Genomic DNA, 18880 nt, shown 5'->3' with positions numbered 1-18880 from the left:
TCATGCACTCTCCGCCCGCGCCCGCAGCCGCGCGAGCAACCCTCCCGGCACCTCCTCCGAGGTCACTGCGAAGACCCGGTGGTCGCGCCAGCGTCCGTCGATGTGGAGGAAACGCTCGCGCATCCCCTCCTCGCGCAGGCCGAGCTTCGCGACGACACGCAGGCTCGGCGCGTTCTCGGGACGGATGGCGATCTCGATCCGGTGGAGGCCCACCTCGGCGAAGCAGTGGTCGATGACGAGGGCGACCGCCGTCGGCACGATCCCGCGCCCGGCGACCGCGCTGTCGACCCAGTAGCCGATCGACGCGGTGCATGCGGAGCCACGCACGATGCTCGCGACCGTCACCTGTCCGACAAGCCTGCCATCGAGCTCGATGACGAACGGCAGGTGCGTGCCGGCGCGCGCGTGCGCGCGTGCCGCCGCGACATACGCGCCGAACGACGCGGCCGGAGCCCCCGTCGGTGACGTCGCCTCCCACGGTTCGAGCCACGCGCCGTTGCGCGCCCGCACGGCGCACCATGCGCGCGCGTCCCGTCGCCGCAGCGGACGCACGGTGACCGTTCCGGCGGCCGACAGCGCGCGGAGCGTCGCAGGCCAGCCGGACGTCATCCCTCGAGCACCAGGCAGTGGACGCGCGAGCCGAGCCGCACGAAGGACTCGCCCTCGGGAACCACCGCGAGCGCGTTCGCCGCGGCGAGCGACGAGAGCGACATCTGGTCGATCGCACGCGGGTCCGCGACGGGCACGACGCGGTAGCCCTCGTCGGGGCTGCCCGTGAGGTGCGCGGGCACGAACTCGCGCACCCCGGCCGGGCTGTTCCACTCGGCGTCCGCGTACGCGACGACCGACGGGCGGAAGAGATCGGTGTGCCCCGCGATCTCGAGGAGCGCGGGCCGCACGAAGACCTCGTACGCGACGAGCGCCGCGACGGGGTGCCCAGGCAGGGCGACGATCGGCACGACGCTGTCGTCCTCGCCGATCGTGCCGAAGCCGTGGCCGCGTCCGGGGGCGAGAGCGACGTGGTCGAAGCGCACGGTGCCGAGCGGTCCGAGCACGTCCTTGAGCGTGTCGTGGCTGCCCTCGGACAGGCCGCCCGTTGTGAGGACGAGGTCTGCGCGCACGAGCTGGTCGGCGAGGACCTCGCGGAGGTGTGCACGGTCGTCGCTCACGGGTGCGACGGGGATGGCGACGGCGCCCGTGTCCTCGACGGCGATCGCGAGGGCCTGCGCGTTGGCCTCGAAGACGCCGGCTCCGGCGCTGCGGCGTCCGGGGACGCGCAGCTCGTCCCCGACGGGCACGATGACGACGCGCGGCCGCGGGTGCACCCTGAGGTGGGAGCGTCCGAGTGCCGCGGCGAGGGAGATCTGCCGCGCGCCGAGGCGCAGGCCGGCGGCGAGGACGACCTGCCCGGCGCGTGCGTCAGCCCCCGCACGTCGCACGCCCGAGCCGACGCCGACCGAGCGGCGCACGCGCACCTGCGCCGTGCCGCGGTCGGTGTGGTCGAGCGGGACGACGGCGTCCGCGCCAACCGGCAGTGCGACGCCCGACGAGATCCGCACGGACTGCCCGGTGACGAGCCGCTCGGGCGCCTCGGCGGCCGACCAGAGGTCGGCGACCACGGGGAGCGTCACGGGCGCGGCATCGGTCGCAGGGTGGACGTCGTCGGCGCGGACGGCGTAACCGTCATGCGCCGCGGTCGCGTGCGCGGGGACGTCGACGTCGACGCGGACGTCCTCGGCGAGGATGCAACCTGCCGCGTCGCCGAGGACCACGTCGAGCGGAGGGACGGGGCTGAGCCCCGCGAGGATCTCCGCGAGGTGCGCCTGGACGCTCAGCACGAGGTCACGCGTCGAGCGTCGGGACGTAGCCCCGCAGCCAGTCCCGGAAGTCGGGGCCGAGATCGTCGCGCTCGGACGCGAGCCGCACGACGGCCTTGAGGTAGTCGAGCTTGTCACCCGTGTCGTAGCGGCGGCCGCGGAAGACGACGCCGTAGACGCCGCCCCCCTGCTCGGCAGGCATGGTCGCGAGCTCGGCGAGCGCGTCGGTGAGCTGGATCTCGCCGCCACGGCCGGGCGCGGTGCGCTCGAGGACCTCGAACACCGCGGGGTTGAGGACGTAGCGGCCGATGACCGCGAGGTTGCTCGGCGCGTCCTCCGGCGCGGGCTTCTCGACGAGGCCCTTAACGCCGACGATGTCTCCCTCCGGCACGCCGTCGACCGTGCCGACCTGCGGCGCGGGCTCGACAGCGGCGCACCCGTAGAGCGACACCTGCGCGGGGTCGACCTCGAGGAGCGCGACCACGGACCCGCCCGTCCGTCGCGCGACCTCGATCATCGCGGGCAGCACGGGGTCGCGCTCGTCGATGAGGTCGTCGCCGAGGAGGACTGCGAACGTGTGGTCCCCGACGTGGTTCTTGGCGCGCAGGACCGCGTGGCCCAGGCCCATCGGCTCGCCCTGACGGACGAAGTGGATGTCGGCGAGCGCCGACGACTCACGGACCGCCGCCAGTCGCCCGGCGTCACCCTTGGCCTCGAGGTTCGCCTCGAGCTCGGGGACCCCGTCGAAGTGGTCCTCGAGGGAACGCTTGGACCGTCCCGTGATGAAGAGGACGTCGTCAAGGCCGGCCGCGGCGGCCTCTTCGACGACGTACTGGATCGCGGGCTTGTCGACGACGGGGAGCATCTCCTTGGGGGTCGATTTCGTGGCGGGCAGGAAGCGGGTACCCAGGCCAGCGGCAGGGATGACAGCCTTCGTGATCTCCATGCAGACACCTTAGCGACCACCGCAACCGGACCTGGGACCGTCAGCGGCGGTGGAGCGGGGAAAGTTTGGGATGATGGAGCCATGAGCGGAGCAGCGCAGCCCATCCATGTCCCTCTCGGCCTGGAGCCGGAGGACGCCAAGACGATGGTCCGCAAGGCGATCCGCGCGGCGCGGGAGCACCGATCCTCGCGACGGCGCCAGGAGGCTGCCGCGGGCTTCGTCCACTCGCTCGCCGACTTCGAGCAGCTGCGCGAGGCACGTTGCGTCGCCGCGTACGTCTCGCGTCCCTCCGAGCCGGGCACGCTGCCGCTCCTCGAGGATCTTGCGCTGCGCGGCGTCAGGGTCCTCCTGCCGGTCCTCGGCACGGGGCTCGAGCGCGGCTGGGCCCCGTTCGCAGGGGCAGACGACCTGCTCGAGCGCGCTCCGGGCCGACCGCCGGAGCCGGGCACCGAGCACCTCGGTGCGGACGCGCTCGCGGAGGCCGACGTCATCATCGCGCCCGCGCTCGCCGTCGACACGGCGGGAGCGCGCCTCGGACAGGGCGGCGGCTGGTACGACCGCGCGCTCGGCCATAAGCGGCCGGACGCGAAGGTCGTCGCGCTCGTCTTCCCCGAGGAGATCTACGACGCGGCGGACTCCCCCATCCCGACGGAGCCGCACGACGTACCGGTCGACGCGTTCGCGACGCCGTCGGGCTGGCAGTGGGCGGAACGAGGCTGAGCCCCGGCTGCTCCTACTCGGCGCTCGGGACGAGGCGCAGCGTCTCGCCGGCTGCGCGGGTCACGGCGTCGGCGCTGAACGGCCACGCGAACGTCTCGCCGACCGACCATGCCTCGAGCTGGTCCGCGTAGTTCCGGTGCCCCGGGTGACCTGAGGTGCCGGTGACGACGACCCATGTCGACGCGTCGAGCGCGCCGAGGTCGACGACCATGCGCATCGACGGTCCGGACGTCACCGAGAAGTCGGTGCGGCCTGTCGCGGTCCTCGCGGACGCGTCCCAGCCGGTCGCGTCGACGATCGACGATCCGCCGCCGAGCTGCTGGGTCGCGGGGTTGACGAACGCGCGCACAGGCCACGGGATCGACTCGCCGCCGAGCACGGGGTGCTCGAGGTTCAGCTGGTGGAGCCTGCCCCACTGCCAGTCCTCGGTGTCGCGGCCGAGCGCGGTCGTGAGCTCGAGCCGGGCGTCGACGAGCGCCTGGCGGAGGATCTCGTCGCGCGTCTCGACGACGTCGACGGTCGTGCGGTCGTCCCAGAGCCGGGCTTCGGGGTCGTCGAGGAGCTCGGTGACGACGGCGAGCCAGCGGCTCGAGCCGCTGGGCTGGACGGAGTCCGGCAGGTCGTCGGCGAACGCGCCGTCGACGATCTGCGCCCAGACGGCGTTGAAGTAGGCTCCGGCGGCCGACGACGGGTCGGTGTTGTAGTCCCAGCTCCTCAGGAGCTCCTGGCCCTGTGCGGCGAAGTCGTCGTCGAGGCTGATGTCGAGGAGCGTCGGGACGAGCGCAGCTGCGAACGGGCTCCACACGTCGGACTGGATCGCGCTCATGGTCTCGCCCGAGACCTTGGTGCCGCCGGTGATCGCAGTGTCGAGGAGCGTCGAGATGCGGTGCGAACGGTAGCCGTAGTCCCAGTCGGCGGTGAGGTAGGGGCCCTCGCCCGCGGGGAGGACTGCCTGGTTCGCGGCGACGATGACGCCGGACTCGGGGTCGAGGACGGCGGGCATGTCGGCGGGGTCGACATAGCCCTGCCAGTCGTAGGCGCTGTCCCAGCCGGGCCGCGGCCAGGTGCCGTCGGACGGCACGGGCCCGGTGACGCTGCCACGGAGCGGGATCCTGCCGGGGGCCTGGTACCCGATGTGACCGTCGGTCGTCGCGAAGATGATGTTCTGGGAGGGCACGGCGAAGAGCGCTGCGGCCTGCGCGACGTCGTCGGCGTCGGCCGCGCGGTTGAGCGCGAAGATCGCGTCAGCGGTGCGGCTAGGCGTGAGAGCCGTCCAGCTGAGGGCGACGCCGTAGGTGACGCCGGAGAGCCCTGTGTCCGCCATCGGCGAGAGCAGGGCGGCGAGGGACTCGCCGAGCTCTCCGGAGATCACAGGCCCGTGGACGGTCTCGGCGACGTCGATGACGATGTCGTCGCCACCGTTGACCTTGATGGTCTCCTGACGGATGTCGAGCGGCTCCCAGGATCCGTCGCGGAGGTAAGTGTGCGCGCGGACCGCCTCGACGAAGAAGTCGGTGACGTCGGCTCCGAGGTTCGTGAGGCCCCAGGCGAGGTTGGCGTTGTGGCCGATAATGACGCCCGGCAGGCCGGAGAACGAGAAGCCTGCGACGTCGTAGGGGCAGGCGTCGCTCACCTGGGCGCAGCGCAGGCCGATCTGCGCCCAGATGCTCGGTGCTGCGAGCGACAGGTGGGGGTCGTTCGCGAGGAGCGGCTTGCCGCTCGCGGTGTGCTTTCCGGCGACGACCCACGAGTTGGAGCCCGTGCCCTCGCCACGTCCGACCTGCTGCGGGACGGCTGCGAGCGCGTCGGCCGCGGCCTCGAGGGCGGCGCGCACGCCCGCGTCCTCGAGCGGGAGTCCGTCCTCGGGTGCGGTGCGGCTCGCGCCGCCCGTGCCGCCCCCGGTGTCCTTCGGTGCGGCGGCGCGGCGCTCGCTGCGGGTCGCGGCGGCCTCGTCGGCGTCGAGGATCGGGGCGTTCGCGTCGTCGGGGTAGGCGGGGAACAGGGCCTCGACGGCGGTGACGTCGCGGAGTGTGCCGAACGCGGCGGCGCGCTCGAGCTCCTCGTCGAAGTTGCCGCGGAGGTCCCAGGCCATGGCCTTGAGCCACGCGACGGAGTCGACGGGCTGCCACGGCTCGGGGTCGACGATGTCGACCCGGGTGCCGAGCACTGTGTACTCGAGCGCGATCTCCGCGGGCGAGCGGTCCGCGAGGTACGCGTTGACGCCCTCGGCGTAGGCCGTGAGGTTGTCGCGCGTGCTCTGCTCGAGGAGGTCCCACTCCTGCTCGGCGACGCGGCGCCAGCCGAAGGTGCGCACGACGCGGTCGGCGGCGATCGCGTCGGGGTTGTCGCCGACGAGCTCGGCGAGCCGGCCCGCGGTGACGTGCCGGCGGTAGTCCATCTCGAAGAAGCGGTCCTGCGCGTGGACGTAGCCCTGCGCGCGGAAGAGGTCCTCGCTCGTCGTCGCCGTGAGGTAGGGGACGCCGCGGGCGTCGCGCTCGACGGTGACGGCTCCGTCGAGGCCGGGCATCGTCACCTCGCCCGAGGTCGCGGGGAACGGCTTGCGCACGACGACGACGACTGCGACGGTCGTCGCGACGAGAACGACGACGAGCAGCGTGACGACGGCGAGGAGCACCTTGCGCGGTGCGGACAGGCGACTGAGCACGCGCCGAGCCTAGTCCGGACGTCGGACAACGGCAGGGTGGTCCACCGGGACGGCAGCGAGGGCGTGTGACGGGGCGCATGGCTCGTCGGCGGCGGTCCGACGTATAGTTGGCACTCGGAACGACGGAGTGCCAGCCCGCGGCGGCCCCGTCGCGGCCCCCTCGAGCAAGGAGAGAGAACCGTGCCCACCTACGCGTACACGTGCACCGCGTGCGGTCACAGCTTCGACATCCACCAGTCCTTCGCGGACGACGCCCTCACGGTGTGCCCCGAGTGCTCGGGCCGGCTGCGCAAGATCTTCTCGACGGTGGGCGTGACCTTCAAGGGATCGGGCTTCTACCGCACCGACTCGCGCTCGGGCTCGTCGTCGAGCGTCTCGACGCCGGCGGCGAAGCCTGCCGCGAAGCCCGCATCGACGTCGACGTCCACGGGCGCCGCCTGACGCGTCTGGGCCTCCTGCCCACAGGCCCCGCTGCGCGCGTGCCCGTCCACTGGCCCCGGACGGGAGCGGCGCGTCTCGCCTAGCGTCGGCGCATGACCCGCTCCCCTCGTCCTGGCACGCACGCTCGTGCGGTGGCGCGCAGCCGCCGGGCCCGCACGCTCCGTGTCGTCACGTGGCGCGGCCGCCGCGTCCTCGTGAGCGTCGGCCTCGGCGTGCTCGCTGCGGCCGTCGTCACGGCCGCGAGCCCGCCGCCGCCCCCGCACCGTGAGGTCGTGGCGCTGGCGCGCGACGTTCCCGCAGGTGAGCCGCTCACCGCGGCTGTCCTCACGCGCGTCGACGTCCCAGCCCCCGGGTCACCTCCGTGCGCGCTCACCGTTCCGGGCGACGCGGTGGGTGCCGTCCCTGCGGTCGGCCTGCGGGCGGGCACGTTCCTGTGCGCCGAGCTGCTCGTCCGCGGCACCGCGGATCTCCCTCCCGGCTCGGCCGCCGTGCCTGTGCGGCTCGCGGACCCGCAGGTCGCAGCGCTCCTCGCCCCGGGGATGCGGGTCGACGTCGTCGTGCCGTCGGCGCCCGACGTGTCCGGGGAGCCGGTTGTCACGGACGGGCGCGTCCTCACCCGCGGCGCGCTCGTCCTGCCCTCCCCCGCGCCGGCGGCGCCGTCCGACGGCGGCTTGCTCGGCGTGGCGCCGGCCGCGGAGCCCGTCGTGCTCCTCGCGGTGCGGGTGAACGATGCGCCGACGGTCGCGGCCTCGGCTGTGTCGGGGAGCCTCAGTGTCGTCCTCGTGGGATGATCGGCCCGCACACAGCGGACACAGCGCAGGAGGAACGCCATGAAGGACATCTTTGAGGGCTTCAAGAACTTCATTTCGCGGGGCAACGTCGTCGAGCTCGCGGTCGCGGTCGTCATCGGCGGCGCGTTCGGCAAGATCGTCACGAACATCGTCGACGCGATCATCACCCCGCTCATCGCCGCGATCTTCGGCTCGACGAGCCTCGCAAGCGCGCTCAGCTTCCAGATCAACGATGCGGTCTTCAGGCCCGGGCTCGTCCTCGACGCGATCATCAACTTCCTCGCGGTGGCCGCCGCCGTCTACTTCCTCATTGTCCTGCCGATGAACAAGCTCGCCGAGCGTCGCGCGCGCGGCCTCGAGCCCGAGCCGGAGATCAAGGCCGAGGACGTCCAGCTCCTCGAGGAGATCCGTGACCTCCTCCGCGCCCAGGCCGCCGGCCCCCAGCCGGGCACCCCCCAGCCGGGCACGCCCCAGGCCTGACGCGGGCGTGCGCCCCGCGTGGCGCCCACCCACGCCAGGAATCCGCGCGGATGGCTATTCCCAACAGCCATCCGCGCGGATTCTTGTGTCTGGGCGTGGGACCGGGGCGAGGTTGGGCCGGCTAGTCGCGGTAGCCTGCGCCGCCCCAGTGGGGCGGCAGATCGCGCAGGAGGTCGGCGTCGTGGTGCGTCGCGCCCGGCTCGGACCAGCCCTCGGGGCGCTCGTCCGCGCTCGTCCCGGCGACGGTGCTCGTCTCCGTGCCCCGGCGTACGACGCGACGGTGGCGTCGACGCGGCCGCGCTCCGTCGGGCATCTCGACAGGCTCGGTCGGCTCGGGCACGTCGACGGGCCCGGACGCGTCGACGGGTGCGGTCGGCTCGGGAACTTCGACGGGCTCGGTCGGCTCGGTCATCGTCCGAGGAGTCTGCGTACCGCCGCGGAGACGGCAGCGTCGACGCGGTTGGACCGGCGCACGACGCCGAGCTCGGCACGCAGGGCTCCCGCGAGCTGCTGCTCGTCGCGGACGATGCCGTCGGACGCGATCCAGCGCGCGAGGGCATCGAGGTCGTTGTCGCCGTAGGCACTGATCGGCAGCCCGGGCTGGACGACGGGGCGAGCGGGACGGTCGGCGTCGGGGTCGTCGCCCGCGAGCGAGGAGAGCAGGTCGGGCTGCATGCCGCCGACCATCGCGAAGCCGCCCTGGAGAACGGCCTCGCCGCCCGAGGTCGAGCCCGGAGTCGAGCCCGGGGTGCGGGGGCCGCGGACGAAGCTGCGGGGCTCGGCGACGACGTCGTCCACAGCGTCGGCGGCCGACGCGGTCGTCGCGACGGACGATGTCGAGGCCACGGACACGGTCGAGAGCGCGGACGCCACCGACACCGTGGATGCGCCGGAGAGCGCGGACGCGCTCGAGACGCTCGACGTGACCGAAGATGCCGAACGAACCGACGCGGCCGAGTCGCTCGACGTGCCGCTCGCAGCCGAGGCTCCCGTCCCACCGGACCCTGCTGATGCCGTCGACACACCCGTCGCGCTGCGGACGCCCGGTTCGTCGTGTGCGGAGATGTGCTCGTCGGGGGTCGTCGCGCTCGGCGAGGCCGCGGTCGGCCGCGGCAAGCTTGCGCCCGCCGTCCCGGTGGCGCTCTCGGGGGCACTGGGCGTCCCGTCCGCGGAGGCCGGCGTTCCGACCGTCGGGGCCTCCTCGCCGCTCGCCCCCGCCGACGCAGCGGCACCGGCCGCACCGGCACCCGCGGCCGCACCGACACCCACGGGCGCACCGACGACGGCAGGCGTCGGCACGCCCTCGGCGAGCTCGTCGGTCGTGTGGCCAAGCGCCGCACCGCCGAAGAGCGGCGTCTGCCGGAGCCCGGCTGCCGCGTCGAGCACAGCGGTGCGGATGCGGTTGGCCTCCTTGACCGGGTCGAGGAACGCGGCGGCACTCCACACCTGGACCACCGTCCAGCCGAGCCGCTCGAGGTGCTCGGCGCGCTGCCGGTCGCGGACGCGCGCGGACTCCTCGGCGATGTAGGCGTCGTCGTCGGTGAGGACGGCGACGAGCATGCGCTCGGGCAGGTCGGGGTGGCCGACGACGAGAGGGATGCGCTCGCCGCCGGGCACGCCGTAGTCGGTCTCGACGAGGAGCCCTGCGCGCCAGAGCCGTTCGGCAAGGTCGATGACGAGGCGGTCGGGGTTGAGGCCCGCTTCGACGGCCTCGGTGCGGACCGTCGGGCCCGCGTGGGTCCGGCGCTCGGCGAGCTCGAGGAGGTCGGCGAGGAGGCGCGTGCCGGGGGCGCGCAGCCGTTCGGGATCGAGGTCGGCCGCCGAGAACGACGCGATGACGTCGAGCCGGGCGCGGGAGACGGCGAGCGCGTCGAGGAGCATGGCCTCGCCGGTGGGCTCGGCGACGGCACCGAAACGATGCAGGACCCGGCCGTGCGGCGTGCGGCCGAACCCGACGGAGAGGATGACGGCGTCGCGGACGAGGCCGGCGACGGCGGTCATGTCGGCGACGACGACGGGCTCGGGCTTCTCGGCGGAGAAGAAGCTCGTGAGCGCGGGGTTGCGGCGCACCTCGGTGTGGAGGGCCTCACGGACGCGCTCGGCGTGCGTCGCGGAGAGCGTGACGATCGCGAGGGACTCCTCGGGGCGGACGAGAGCGTGCTCAACGGCCATCTCGACCACGCGTGCCACCTCGGCCTGCGTTGTGAGGACGGTGCCATCGGCGGCGGGCACGCCCGCGCCGGCGACGTCCTCGAAGGTCACGAGCTCCCGGGTCACGGGCAGCGGCGTCGTCCGCAGGACGCCGTCGTAGCCGTGGCGGGCGAGGAGCTCGACGAGGTCCTGGTCGCGTGCGGAGACGTCGGCCGTGACGGTGACGGACGGCAGGAGGCGCGCGAGGTTGTGGAGGCCCGTGCCGGAGGCACGGCGGGGGTCGCCGACGACGACGACCTGACGGGCGCGTGCGATCGCGGGCAGAAGCGCGTCGAGCGGCAGGTGGTGGACGGCGTCGAGGACGACGAGGTCGACGGTGCGGCTCGGGGGCATGACGTGCGGCACGAGCGTGGGGCTCGCGACGACGACGGGGCGCAGCGCACGGACGAGCGCGGGGTACCGGTCGAGGGCGTCGCGAAGCCCGCCGAAGCGGCCTTCGAGGAGCTCGGCGAAGAGTTCCTCAGCGTCGTCGGGGTGGCGGCGTACGGCGAGCGTGATGCCGGAGAGCGCGGCGACGAGCACGGGCCCGGGGAGACCTGCCACGTGCGCGCGGTCGAGAGCGCGGAAACGCTGGGCGAGGGCCTCGAGGCCGGCGCCGTCGTAGATCGCGAGCGAGCGGTCCTCGGCGAGGATCGCCTCGAACGCGGTCGCCCACCAGGCGAGCTCGAGCTCGGCGACGACGAGCCCGACGTCGACGCGCCGGTCGCGCAGGTCGGTGACGAGGTCGCCAAGGCCGCGTGCGGCGAGTGACCTCACGAGCCGGGTGCGTTCGGGCAGGTGATCGAGCGCTTCGCGGTCGTCGGCGAGCGCGCGGAGTCGTGCGGCGAGGTCGTCGAGCGGAGTGTCGAGGAGGTTGGCGCCCGCGGGCGTCGTCGCGAGCACCGCGGTGAGCGCGTCGAGGTCGGCGACGAGCTCGTCCCAGGTCTGCTCCATGTCAGCGAGACCGTCGGGGAGGATGGGCCAGCCACCGCCGGGACACACGGCGGTCCACGCCTCGCGCTGGGCCTGGACCTCGACGAGGGCCGCGTGGAGGTCGGGGACGCGCGTGCCGGGACGGAGCATGTCCTTGGCCTGCTTGACGAGGCGGCGGCGCTGGAGCGCCGTCATGTCGTCGTGCGTTTCGCGGCGCGTGCGCGCGTCGGCGGTCGCGGCGACGAGCCCGGCAGCGGTGCGCTCGAAGATCAGGGGCTGGAAGACGTCGAGGGTCGTGCGCAGCCCGTCGAGCATCGTGAGGCGGTCGCCCCACTCGCGGACGGTCCGGGGCTCGACGAGGCCGGCGGTGCGTCGGACGTGCTCGATCTGGGCGAGGACGGTCGGCAGGAGCGTGTCGGCGAGGCGGGCGGCGCGCGCAAGGGCGTCGGCCGCGGCGTCGTCGTCGACGAGGTCGGCGCCAAACCACGGCGTCGCGCCGGGACGCAGCGTGAACGCGCCGAGCTCGCTCGCGCGGACGAGATCGTCGGCCGCCTCGAGGCGAGCGTCGCCGCGGAGGGCGGTCGCGGCCGCAAGGTCGAGGCGCACGTGCGTCGACGGCGCGGGCCGCTCGGCGGTGAGGCGTGCGAGCGACTGGAGGACGTCGTACGCCGACACGTCCCACGGGGTGCGCACGAGGTGGAGGGACCGCATGTATCCCGCGAGGCGGCGGCGCGTGTCGATGAGGTCTGCGCGAGTGCGTCCGAGGGCCTGCCGGTCGACGTACGGCGGCTCGAGCGTCATGGCTGCGAGGAGGCGGCGGGAGACGCCGGCGCGCCACGACGACGAGGGTTCGATGTCGAGGACGAGGTCGTCGATGCCGTGCTCGGTCATGCGTGCGAGGACCTGCTCGGCTGCGCGCCGGTGCCCGGGCACGTAGAGGACCGAGCGGCCCGACGCGGCGGCGTCGGCGAGGATCGCGGTGATCGTGCCGGCGACGTCAGCCCCGGCGGGTGCGTCGACGAGGACGTGGCGGCCCGACGTCACGGCGTCGAGCGCGTGGCGCTGCGCACGGTCGAGGTCACCCACGCCCCGCTCGTCGGCAGGGTCCTCGTCGGCGAGCCGCACGGGCGGCAGCTCCTGCGCGACGTGGATGCGGGCCGCGGCGGCAGGCGCGTCATCGGGGAGCTCGGCCGCGGGGACGTCGGACTCCTTGGCGTGCTGGACGAGGTGCGCGTCCTCGAGGTCGAGGTGCGCGAGCGCGACGACGAGGTCGTTGTGCTCGAGCCCGACGAGCGCGTCGAGGTCGTCGACGAGCGCCTGGCCGGGGTGGACGAACGAGCCGACGAGCAGCTTCTCGACGAGCTCGAAGCCGGGCAGGACGGCCGTGCCGAGCGCGTGGATGCGTTCGGTGACGGCGCGCGGGTCGAAGCCGCCGCCGTCGAACGCGCTCGCTGCGAGCGCGGTGGGGTCGAGGAGCGCGCCGCGGGCGCGCAGGGCGCGGGCGAGGAACGGGTTGAGCTCGGCGGTCGGCTCGAGCCCGATCTCGAAGTCGCCGTCGCCGCTCGTGCGCTCGGCGAGGCGCACGGGGCGCAGGAGGACGGGTGCGTGGACGGTGCGGGGGCCGTCGGGTGCCGGGGCGCCGGTCGCGTCGTCCGCGGGGTCGCCGGCAGCCCCGGCGATGCGGGCGAGCGCGGCGACGTCGTCGTGCGAGGTCGACGCGGTGGCGTCGACGGTCCACGAGGCGACGCCGATCGCGAGGAAGGTGGGGGCGATGCCGAAGCGCTCAGTCTGCTCGGTCGCGCGCGCGGCGACGGCGCGGGCGCGGCGCCGTGCCGTGGGCAGGGACACGCCTTCGCGGAAGAGGTTGGCGAGGGCGGTCGTGCGTCCGGCGAAGAGCTGCGCGACGCCCGACGGGTGCGCGTGGGTGAGCTCGAGGACGGCCTCGCCGAGCAGGTTGACGTCGGCGAGCGAGGAGGCGCCGGCGCGGTCGGAGAGGGTGCGGCGCCATCCGGCGACGGCGCGGGCGACGACCTGGGACGTGGTCGGCGGCACGACGATGCGGGGGCTCGCGGGCGCAGGCGTAGAACCCTGCCCGTCGCGCTCCCCCGGGGTGCTGTGGCTGGCGACAACGTTCACCCCGCCACGCTAACCGTGGCGGACGGCGTGGCTACGGTGCCACGCCGCGCACGGACGTGCCGCGAGGGATTCGGGGGTGCCGCTCCGGCGGCGCTCGCAGGCGCCTGGCCCGGGCATGAGGGACGGCGCGCACCACGCAGGGGGCAGGCGATGCGCGCCGTCATCGAGATGTTTGCATGTTCAACCACTGGGTGTCAAAGCAGGTGAGGGAACCGCTTCGACGCGTGCCGTCGGGCGGGGTCAGGACGGCGCGCGCGAGCGCGTGGCGCCGGGCAGGGTAGGCTTCCTCCGTGCGCGGGCCGGTCCCGCGCCGAGCGTCTGTAGCTCAGGGGATAGAGCACCGCTCTCCTAAAGCGGGTGTCGGCAGTTCGAATCTGCCCAGGCGCACGACGAGCACCTCCGGGCGTCTCGCGGGCGGAGCGCGCGGGCGCGCCTTGCGCGCGCGTGGGAAACTGGGGTGCATGACGTCCTCCCCTGACCTCGAGCTCGCCGCCGCTCTCGCCGCCGACGCGGCCGAGGCTGCGGGGGCCCTGCCCGACGATCCCGCGGCGGTGCGCATCGAGCGCGTCGGTCCGCGCCAGTACGTCGGGTACAACGGCCGCGGTGCGGTCGTCCACATCGGCTCGGCCGAGCACGACGAGCGCTTCACGCCGGGTGAGCTCCTCAAGCTCGCGCTCCTCGGCTGCACGGGCCTGTCGACCGACGTGACGCTCGCGCGGCGCCTCGGTGACGACTACGCGGCGACGCTCCACGGGGCGACCGTGAAGAACGTGACGGAAGAGCGGTACACGGAGGCCCACGAGCGTCTCGAGGTCGATCTCTCGGCCCTCGAGCCGGACGCGGCTGCACGGCTGCTAGCCGCCGCAGGGCGTGCCGTCGACAAGAACTGCACGGTGGGGCGCACGGTCCAGGCGGGCGCGGAGGTGCACCTGACGTTCGTCGACACTGCGACGGGCGCAACCACGGCGCACATCGCCGAGGAGCCGCCTCGATGAGCGCCGGCGACCCGTTCGAGCGCTTCGCGGGCGTCCCCGGCACGGGGTTCGTGGGTCGGGCGGTCGACGCCGCGGTGCGAGTGCCGTCGTCCGTCATCCGCGCGCACGTCGACCAGCTGCGACGACGCAACCCTGAGGCGACGCCGGCGCAGCTCCTCGCGATCCTCGACTCCGAGCTTCTCGCGGTCGTCCAGACGACCGGCGGCGCCGTCGGCGGGACAGCGGCGATCCCCGCGGTCGGCACCGCAGTGGCCGCGACCCTCACGGCCGCGGACGTCGCCGCGTTCTTCGCGGCGGCCGCCGCGTACACGCTCGCGGTCGCGGACGTCCACGGCATCGAGGTCGACGACGTCGGTCGTCGCCGCACCCTGCTTCTCGCGTCCCTCCTCGGCGAGGACGGCCCGCGCGCGATCGAGTCGGCGGGGCTGAGCCCGACCGCGTGGGCCCGCGTCGGTCTTGCGGCGATGCCCTCGACGACGATCCAGCGGGTCAACAAGGTCCTTGCGGGGCGTTTCGTCAAGAAGCACCTCCTCAAGCGCTCGAGCCTGCTCCTCGGCCGGCTCGTGCCGTTCGGGGTGGGCGCCGCGATCGGCGTGGTGGGTGGCCGGGCGCTCGGCAAGGGGGTTGTCGCGCAGGCGCGCGCCGCGTTCGGCGAGCCGCCTGCGCAGTTCCCGCCACGCCTGCGCGTCGTCGAGGGGACGTCCGCAGACGCCGCGCCTCGCCTCGAGGCCGTGGCCGACCGGCCCGACCTGCTCGGCGGGGCCGACCTGCTCGGCGGGGCTGACCGCGGCGAGAGCGGCCCCGGGGCCTCGGAGCTCTGACATGGGACGCGCGCTGCGGTTGCTCATGTGCCCGCCCACCGAGTTCACGGTGCGGTACGAGATCAACCCGTGGATGGACGCGTCGCGGCCCGTCGACACCGCGCTCGCCGTGACGCAGTGGGAGGCGCTCCGGGCGTCGTACGTCGCGGCGGGGCACACAGTCGAGACGATCGCGCCGCTCGCGGGGATGCCGGACATGGTCTACGCGGCCAACGGCGCGACCGTCGGCGGCGGGGCCGCGTACGGCGCGAGGTTCTTCGTCGCGGAGCGACGCGAGGAGGGACCCGCGTACCTCGCGCGGCTCGCTGAGCTCGGCTTCGAGCCACACGCGGCTGAGCACGTCAACGAGGGCGAGGGTGACCTGCTCGTCGCGGGTGACGTCCTGCTCGCGGGGACCGGCTGGCGCACGGAGCGTGCGGCGCACGCGGAGGCGTCGCGCGCGCTCGGCCTTCCGGTGGTGACGCTCGAGCTCGTCGATGCGCGCTTCTACCACCTCGACACGGCGCTCACGGTGCTGCGTGACGTCGACGGTGCCGTCGACGTCGCCTACTTCCCGGGTGCGTTCTCCGCTGCGTCGCAGGAGGCGCTGCAGCGCCTCTTCCCGGACGCCCTCCTCGCCTCGGAGGCCGAGGCGACGTCGTTCGCGCTCAACGCCCTGAGCGACGGCGAGCGGGTGTGGCTCGGCACGGGCGCGCCCGCGTGGGAGGAGCGCCTGCGGGCGCGGGGCTACACACCGGTGCCGGTCGACGTCTCGGAGATCCTCCGGGGCGGCGGCTCGGTGAAGTGCTGCACCCTCGTGCTGCGCTGAGCACGCGCGTCGCGCTGAGCACCGTCAGCGCCTCTCGGCGCTCTCCTGGGGGCTGTCAGCGGCGGCGGAGCGCTTCGTCACGACCATGACGGGGCACTTGGCGTGGTGGAGGACGGCCTGGGACGTCGAGCCGAGCAGGAGGCCTGCGAACCCGCCGCGGCCGCGGGAGCCGACGACAACGAGGTCGCACGCGGTCGAGAACTCGGTGAGGAGCTCGGCGCCGGTGCCGTCGAGGACGATGCGGCGGACGGTCTGGCCGGGGTGGTCGGCGAGGACGCGGTCGACGATGACGCCGAGGCCTTCGGCGACGTCCGCGAGCACGGCCTCGTGGTCGACGGCGGCGGGCAGCCACGCGAGCATGCCGGCGCCCGAGCCGACGGGGACGCCGGCGACGGCGACGAGCTCGCAGTCCCAGAGTTTCTGCTGGCGCAGGGCCGCACGCAGCGCGTCCTCGGCGGTGGGTGAGCCGTCCATGCCGACGACGATCCGCCGCACGGGGAAGAGGGGGCGCTGGTCGACGGGGTCGAGCCCGGCGTTCGAGGCGACGGAGCTGATGGCGGTGCGCTCGCCGTCCGCCCCAAGGTAGGGGACGACGACCGTCGGGCAGTGGCTGTGGGCGGGCAGCGCGGAGGAGACTGTGCCGAGGAGGCGGCCGGCAAAGCCGCCGTGGCCGCGGGTGCCGACGACGACGAGGCGGTGCTCCTTGGAGAGGTCGACGAGCGCTCCTGCGGGGTCGCCGGTCGTCACGGTCGCGGTGACGGCGACGCCGTGCGCGGCGGCCCGGGTCTTGGCCTCCTCGAGGACGCTGCGTGCGCCGTCGAGGATCGCGGTGTCGTCGAGCGCTGCGTAGCCGCCGTCGAGCGACGCGGCGGTGAACGAGGGAAGTGAGTACGCGCAGACGACGTGGAGCGGCCAGCCGAGCTTCTTTGCCTCCGCTGCGGCCCAGTCGAGCGCGTGGAGGCTCGGGGCGGAGCCGTCAACTCCCACGAGGACTACGTCACGGTGCGGCACGGGATGCCTCCTTCTTGAGGTGACGGCGCGAGCGGACCACGTCGTCCTTCCTTCGACTTTACTCGTCCTGGACCTGTTCTTGCACACCGCGCGGGGGCGGTCCGGTCCGTGGACGCCGACGGCCCGGCACCCTCGGGAGGGGCCGGGCCGTCGGGACGGGCTGTGTCAGCTGACGCGGATGAAGACCGGGTTGCTCTGCCAGATCTTGCGGAACTGGATCGTCTTGCCGGGGCGCGGGGCGTCGATCTGGGAGTTTCCGCCTGCGTAGATCGCGATGTGGCCGGGCGTCCAGATGAGGTCGCCGGGGCGGGCGTCGGCACGCGAGATGACCTTGCCGGCGTAGCGCTGGGCGCTCGACGAGCGCGGGAGGTTGATCCCGAGCTGCGCGTAGACGTACGAGGTGAAGCCCGAGCAGTCGAAGCCGCGGGGCGTCGTACCGCCGTAGACGTAGGGGACGCCGACGTAGCGCGAGGCGATCTCGAGGACCTTGGAGCCCGAGACGCTCTGCGGGATCGGGTTGTTCTCGACCTTCGGAGCGGGGGCCTCGGCGCGCTCGGCGGAGCGCGACGCGGGGGTGACGGTGCGCTGCGCGGGCGCAGGTGCGGGCGTCGCACGAACCTCGGGCGCCGGCGTCACCTTGACGACCGCGACGTCCTTGATGTCCTCGGCCCAGGAACCGTCGGAGACGGTGACGGCCGGGGCTGCGGCGAGCTGTGCGCGGGCCTCCGACGTGAGCGCAGACACATCGGCGGAGCCGAGCGCGACGGCATCGGAGCCGACTGCGGCGTTGGCGGGGGCCACGGCCATCGAGACGAGAAGTCCGGAGGAGGCTGCGACGACGGCTGTCCGCCGTCCGATGCCCTCTCCTGCGACGTCGACGATGACCTGGCCGAGGGGGCGGCGCGCGGCGCGGTGGCGCCCACGGGTGCTGCTCAGGGTCACTGCTGGCCTCTCTCCAACGCCTGCGAAGTTAGCTGTCGGGTTCGGGCTGAAGAGTGCCCGGCCGGTCCGACCACGGTCGTACCGGCTTCACCCCGGGCTCCGTGTCTCCACGGAACCAGGTGGTTCCCCCGCCTCTGCCAGCGGTTCATCATGGTTCGCGACCGGTGGCAGAGCTCGGCGTTCCGGTCGCGGTCCCGTCCGGAGAACCGGTCGGGCAGATCGAAGGTACCTCACCCACCCGCGCCATGTCACGCGGAGGTCACGATCTCTTCCGCCGTGTCGAACAGGGCCGTGGCGCGACATGGACGAGGGGCGCCGCACCACCGGTGCGACGCCCCTCGTCAGAGCCGTTCGAGGCCCCTGGGAGGAGCCGGTCGGAGGCCCTCAGGCCTCGACGAAGACGTGCCGGAAGACCTCGACGGGAAGGTCGACGCCGCCCGCGTCCGCGGACGAGACCTCGAGCCTGTCGGCCTGCCGCCTCACGGAGACCGTCGCGCCGGGAGTCACGCCGGCCGCGGAGAGCCGCGCGAGGAGCTCGATGTCCGTCTGGAGCGGCTCGCCGAGGCGCGCGACGGTCACCTCGCGCGGCGCGCTCTCCTCGAGCGACTCGTGGACCGTCTGGAGGGAGACGACGCCGTCGAGGAACTCGCCGCCGGCCGCGGCCGCGCCGAGCTCGCCGAGCCCGGGGATGGGGTTGCCGTACGGAGAGACGGTGGGCTGGCCGAGGAGGTCGATGAGTCGACGCTCGACGCGGTCGCTCATGACGTGCTCCCAGCGGCACGCCTCGTCGTGGACGAACTCCCAGTCGAGGCCGATGACGTCGGTGAGGAGGCGCTCGGCGAGACGGTGCTTGCGCATGACGCGTGTCGCCTTGGCGAACCCTTCCGTCGTGAGCTCGAGGTGCCGGTCCCCGGAGACGACGACGAGGCCGTCGCGCTCCATGCGGGCCACGGTCTGCGAGACCGTCGGGCCGGAATGTCCGAGCCGCTCGGCGATGCGGGCGCGAAGGGGGACGATCCCCTCCTCGACGAGCTCGTAGATGGTCCGCAGATACATCTCGGTGGTGTCGATGAGGTCGCTCACGGCGCCCAGCCTCCCTGTGTCGTCGGTCGCGGCCCAGTCTAGGCCGTCCGTCCCAGGCCCGGGCCCCGTCCGTCCCCGACCGGACCCGTCTCTGAGCGCCT

The 18880-nt window shown here is 73.9% G+C and carries 16 protein-coding genes, 1 tRNA gene and 1 riboswitch; of the genes, 8 read left to right on the top strand and 9 right to left on the bottom strand.

Annotated elements, in window-relative coordinates; translation table 11 throughout:
- Genes C1729_RS12345 through C1729_RS12335 form a run of 3 tightly spaced genes read right to left on the bottom strand, consistent with a single transcriptional unit; the run spans position 1 to position 2763 of the window.
- Positions 1-609 (bottom strand): GNAT family N-acetyltransferase, encoded by a 609-nt coding sequence (locus C1729_RS12345; RefSeq protein ID WP_102510213.1) that lies wholly within the window; start codon positions 607-609, stop codon positions 1-3.
- Positions 606-1838, bottom strand: coding sequence for a molybdopterin molybdotransferase MoeA (locus C1729_RS12340; protein WP_102510212.1), 1233 nt, complete (start codon positions 1836-1838; stop codon positions 606-608). The genes C1729_RS12345 and C1729_RS12340 overlap by 4 nt, the downstream gene beginning before the upstream one ends.
- 4 nt (positions 1839-1842) lie before the next feature.
- Complete coding sequence (locus tag C1729_RS12335; RefSeq protein ID WP_102510211.1) at positions 1843-2763, bottom strand: UTP--glucose-1-phosphate uridylyltransferase; 921 nt, start codon at positions 2761-2763, stop codon at positions 1843-1845.
- 81 nt (positions 2764-2844) lie between these two features.
- Here C1729_RS12335 and C1729_RS12330 point away from each other — a divergent pair, with 81 nt between their 5' ends.
- On the top strand, positions 2845-3483 hold the full coding sequence (locus tag C1729_RS12330; RefSeq protein WP_102510210.1) for a 5-formyltetrahydrofolate cyclo-ligase: 639 nt from the start codon (positions 2845-2847) through the stop codon (positions 3481-3483).
- A 13-nt stretch (positions 3484-3496) separates the two neighbouring features.
- Here the strand turns inward: C1729_RS12330 and C1729_RS12325 are convergent, their stop codons facing one another.
- Positions 3497-6148, bottom strand: a complete 2652-nt coding sequence (locus tag C1729_RS12325) for a penicillin acylase family protein (RefSeq protein WP_242493825.1) — start codon at positions 6146-6148, stop codon at positions 3497-3499.
- 180 nt (positions 6149-6328) lie between these two features.
- On the opposite strand from C1729_RS12325, the gene C1729_RS12320 reads away from it, so the two are divergent.
- The 3 genes from C1729_RS12320 (at position 6329) to mscL (ending at position 7860) form a co-directional block, all read left to right on the top strand.
- The gene (locus C1729_RS12320) at positions 6329-6589 is read left to right on the top strand and encodes an FmdB family zinc ribbon protein (protein WP_102510209.1); all 261 of its coding nucleotides are present in this window, start codon (positions 6329-6331) and stop codon (positions 6587-6589) included.
- A gap of 92 nt (positions 6590-6681) precedes the next feature.
- Complete coding sequence (locus tag C1729_RS12315; protein WP_129590753.1) at positions 6682-7380, top strand: RcpC/CpaB family pilus assembly protein; 699 nt, start codon at positions 6682-6684, stop codon at positions 7378-7380.
- A 39-nt stretch (positions 7381-7419) separates the two neighbouring features.
- Complete coding sequence (mscL, locus tag C1729_RS12310) at positions 7420-7860, top strand: large conductance mechanosensitive channel protein MscL (protein WP_242493824.1); 441 nt, start codon at positions 7420-7422, stop codon at positions 7858-7860.
- A gap of 121 nt (positions 7861-7981) precedes the next feature.
- On the opposite strand, the gene C1729_RS12305 is transcribed toward mscL, so the two are convergent.
- Positions 7982-8272, bottom strand: coding sequence for a hypothetical protein (locus C1729_RS12305; protein ID WP_102510207.1), 291 nt, complete (start codon positions 8270-8272; stop codon positions 7982-7984).
- Positions 8269-13119: a hypothetical protein gene (locus C1729_RS12300; protein WP_129590752.1), complete on the bottom strand. Its 4851-nt coding sequence runs from the start codon at positions 13117-13119 to the stop codon at positions 8269-8271. Before C1729_RS12300 ends, C1729_RS12305 begins: the two co-directional genes overlap by 4 nt.
- 314 nt (positions 13120-13433) lie before the next feature.
- Between C1729_RS12300 and C1729_RS12295 the strand changes: the two genes are divergently transcribed.
- The 4 genes from C1729_RS12295 to ddaH all read left to right on the top strand — a co-directional run bounded on the left by C1729_RS12295 (position 13434) and on the right by ddaH (position 15743).
- A tRNA-Arg gene (locus C1729_RS12295) sits at positions 13434-13506 on the top strand.
- A 74-nt stretch (positions 13507-13580) separates the two neighbouring features.
- Entirely contained in the window at positions 13581-14114 is a 534-nt protein-coding gene (locus C1729_RS12290) for an OsmC family protein (protein ID WP_102510205.1), read from the top strand.
- Positions 14111-14935, top strand: coding sequence for a hypothetical protein (locus tag C1729_RS12285; RefSeq protein WP_207204615.1), 825 nt, complete (start codon positions 14111-14113; stop codon positions 14933-14935). Before C1729_RS12290 ends, C1729_RS12285 begins: the two co-directional genes overlap by 4 nt.
- Position 14936: 1 nt before the next feature.
- Positions 14937-15743 carry a dimethylargininase gene (ddaH, locus tag C1729_RS12280; protein WP_102510204.1) on the top strand — a complete coding sequence of 269 codons (807 nt, stop codon included), beginning with the start codon at positions 14937-14939 and terminating at the stop codon, positions 15741-15743.
- A 24-nt stretch (positions 15744-15767) separates the two neighbouring features.
- On the opposite strand, the gene C1729_RS12275 is transcribed toward ddaH, so the two are convergent.
- The 3 genes from C1729_RS12275 to C1729_RS12265 all read right to left on the bottom strand — a co-directional run bounded on the left by C1729_RS12275 (position 15768) and on the right by C1729_RS12265 (position 18779).
- Positions 15768-16754 (bottom strand): universal stress protein, encoded by a 987-nt coding sequence (locus C1729_RS12275; RefSeq protein ID WP_102510203.1) that lies wholly within the window; start codon positions 16752-16754, stop codon positions 15768-15770.
- A 165-nt stretch (positions 16755-16919) separates the two neighbouring features.
- On the bottom strand, positions 16920-17696 hold the full coding sequence (locus C1729_RS12270; protein WP_102510202.1) for a C40 family peptidase: 777 nt from the start codon (positions 17694-17696) through the stop codon (positions 16920-16922).
- A gap of 2 nt (positions 17697-17698) precedes the next feature.
- Positions 17699-17849: riboswitch (cyclic di-AMP (ydaO/yuaA leader) on the bottom strand.
- A 231-nt stretch (positions 17850-18080) separates the two neighbouring features.
- Complete coding sequence (locus C1729_RS12265) at positions 18081-18779, bottom strand: iron-dependent transcriptional repressor DtxR (protein ID WP_102510201.1); 699 nt, start codon at positions 18777-18779, stop codon at positions 18081-18083.
- Between the last annotated feature and the right edge of the window lie 101 nt (positions 18780-18880).

It is taken from the genome of Sanguibacter massiliensis (assembly GCF_900240335.1).
In the GTDB taxonomy this organism is placed as follows: domain Bacteria; phylum Actinomycetota; class Actinomycetes; order Actinomycetales; family Cellulomonadaceae; genus Flavimobilis; species Flavimobilis massiliensis.
Note: the sequence above shows the minus strand (reverse complement) of the source record. Positions and strands in the feature narration are given on the sequence as shown.

Excerpts from the sequence above, each read along its gene's own strand:
- ddaH (WP_102510204.1), top strand. The coding sequence starts at position 14,937 with ATGGGACGCGCGCTGCGGTTGCTCATGTGCCCGCCCACCGAGTTCACG.
- C1729_RS12285 (WP_207204615.1), top strand. The coding sequence starts at position 14,111 with ATGAGCGCCGGCGACCCGTTCGAGCGCTTCGCGGGCGTCCCCGGCACG.
- C1729_RS12290 (WP_102510205.1), top strand. The coding sequence starts at position 13,581 with ATGACGTCCTCCCCTGACCTCGAGCTCGCCGCCGCTCTCGCCGCCGAC.
- C1729_RS12345 (WP_102510213.1), bottom strand. The coding sequence starts at position 609 with ATGACGTCCGGCTGGCCTGCGACGCTCCGCGCGCTGTCGGCCGCCGGA.
- C1729_RS12335 (WP_102510211.1), bottom strand. The coding sequence starts at position 2,763 with ATGGAGATCACGAAGGCTGTCATCCCTGCCGCTGGCCTGGGTACCCGC.
- C1729_RS12305 (WP_102510207.1), bottom strand. The coding sequence starts at position 8,272 with ATGACCGAGCCGACCGAGCCCGTCGAAGTTCCCGAGCCGACCGCACCC.
- C1729_RS12315 (WP_129590753.1), top strand. The coding sequence starts at position 6,682 with ATGACCCGCTCCCCTCGTCCTGGCACGCACGCTCGTGCGGTGGCGCGC.
- C1729_RS12330 (WP_102510210.1), top strand. The coding sequence starts at position 2,845 with ATGAGCGGAGCAGCGCAGCCCATCCATGTCCCTCTCGGCCTGGAGCCG.
- mscL (WP_242493824.1), top strand. The coding sequence starts at position 7,420 with ATGAAGGACATCTTTGAGGGCTTCAAGAACTTCATTTCGCGGGGCAAC.